2 protein-coding genes and 1 pseudogene are annotated in these 1,970 nt (G+C 74.5%); all 3 read left to right on the forward strand.

The features are described from left to right. Positions 1-307: 307 nt before the first annotated feature. Positions 308-757: a helix-turn-helix domain-containing protein gene (locus ACWEVO_RS35750; RefSeq protein WP_452311821.1), complete on the forward strand. Its 450-nt coding sequence runs from the start codon at positions 308-310 to the stop codon at positions 755-757. 171 nt (positions 758-928) lie between these two features. Then, positions 929-1,789, forward strand: a complete 861-nt coding sequence (locus tag ACWEVO_RS35755; RefSeq protein WP_452311822.1) for a PspA/IM30 family protein — start codon at positions 929-931, stop codon at positions 1,787-1,789. Between the two features lie 17 nt (positions 1,790-1,806). Beyond that, positions 1,807-1,970, forward strand: a pseudogene (locus ACWEVO_RS35760) (phage shock envelope stress response protein PspM); the annotation flags it as partial.

Below are 1,970 nucleotides of genomic sequence, written 5' to 3' on the forward strand. Positions count from 1 at the left end.
GCGGCGAAGAGCGCGTCCCACACGGCGAGCGCGTGCTCGGCCGGGGCGACCAGCTCGTACCCCATGGCGGGCCGACGGTGATCCCGGGCCCGGCGCGCCCGACTCCGGGCGCGCCGCCCGTCCGGCCCGGAACGGTCGCCGTGGCCGGAACCGCGCAATTCGAGGGGTGGGGCGGGATGTCGGCGGGGCCCGCAGCGGGTACGGTTGCGGGAAGGCTCCGGCGGGCGACGCCGGCGTCGGGGGCGGCTGACCGCCTCGGACGCGGTACGGTCGGCCGGAGATGGTGGTCCCGTCAGGGGGAGGTGCGATGGTCCTGCTACGCCGGGTGATCGGTGACGCACTGCGGGCGCGCCGGCAGGGGCAGCACCGCACCCTTCGGGAGGTCTCCTCCGCCGCCAACGTGAGCCTCGGCTACCTCTCCGAGATCGAGCGCGGCCAGAAGGAGCCGTCCAGCGAGCTGCTGGCCGCGATCTGCGACGCGCTCGGCGCCCGCCTCTCCGAGCTGCTCCGCGAGGTCAGCGACACCGTCGCCCTGGCCGAGCAGATGCCGGACGTGCTGGTGCCGGTGCCCGACGAGCCGGTCGAGCCGGCGCGGGTGGCGCCCGCCGCGGTCCGCAAGGCGACCAACCGGGGCGTCCGCCAGGTCGCCTCCGACGGGTCGGTGGCGGTCCAGGTACGGCAGGACGGGCCGCTCAAGGCGACGCTGCGCAGCACCCGGGTCCGCCCGGCCGAGCGGGACGTGGTCTGCGCCGCCTGACCAGGCGCATCGCGACGTGGTCCGTGGTGGCGACCGCCGCGTACTGTTGATCAGGGTCGTCCGGGTGCCACGGTGGCGTACGCCTGGGACGATGGAGGCACACCGCGCGACCCACCGGTCGACCCCGGCCCGGTCGAGGCGGCGCGACGCTACTGAGGGGACAACGCGGAGATGGCGAACCCGTTCGTCAAGGGTTGGAAATACCTGATGGCGCTCTTCGGCGCGAAGATCGACGAGCACGCCGACCCGAAGGTGCAGATCCAGCAGGCCATCGAGGATGCCCAGCGGCAGCACCAGGCGCTGGTCCAGCAGGCGGCCGCGGTCATCGGCAACCAGCGCCAGCTGGAGATGAAGCTGTCCCGGCAGATGTCCGAGGTCGAGCAGCTCCAGGCGAACGCCCGGCAGGCCCTGGTCCTCGCCGACCAGGCCCGCGCCCGCGGTGACGAGACCGAGGCGGGCCGCTACGAGCAGTCCGCCCAGCTCCTGGCCACCCAGCTGGTCTCCGCCGAGCAGGCCACCGAGGACCTCAAGACCCTGCACGACCAGGCGCTCGGCGCGGCCGCTCAGGCGCGCAAGGCGGTCGAGAACAACTCGATGATCCTCCAGCAGAAGCTGGCCGAGCGCACCAAGCTGCTCAGCCAGCTGGAGCAGGCCAAGATGCAGGAGACCGTGGCCCGCTCGCTGGAGTCGATGTCCGCGCTCACCGCTCCCGGCAGCACCCCGTCACTGAACGAGGTCCGGGACCGCATCGAACGCCGGTACGCCGACGCGATGGGCCGGGCCGAGCTGGCCGGCAACTCGGTCGAAGGCCGGATGCTGGAGATCCAGAAGGCGACCCTCGACTCGGCGGGATCGGCGAGACTGGAGCAGATCCGGTCGAGCATGGCCGGTGAGCAGCTCGCCGGACGGCAGGACCGCCCCGCCGTGGGGCAGCCGCAGCAGGCCGCCGACCCGGCGGCCGCCGCCCGGCTCGACGAGATCCGGGCGAGCATGAGCCGGGAGCGCGGCACCGGGGAGAGCGCCACCGGCTGAGAAGCGGGGAGGGGACGATGGCGGACGAGCGGGCACGACACTTCCGCCGGCTGCGCCGGCTACGGCGTTCCGCGCGCCGCTGGAGCGTCCTGGCCGGCGGCCTCGGCGGTGCGGCGGCGGTGCTGACCCCGTACGCCGGGCTCGGTCTGCCGGACGCGGCCTGGGCCGGCGCCGCGGGCAG

It is taken from the genome of Micromonospora sp. NPDC003776, from assembly GCF_053605645.1.

What these genes read in the sequence shown, in the direction of transcription:
- ACWEVO_RS35750 (WP_452311821.1), top strand. Translation starts at nt 308, where the DNA reads ATGGTCCTGCTACGCCGGGTGATCGGTGACGCACTGCGGGCGCGCCGG.
- ACWEVO_RS35755 (WP_452311822.1), top strand. Translation starts at nt 929, where the DNA reads ATGGCGAACCCGTTCGTCAAGGGTTGGAAATACCTGATGGCGCTCTTC.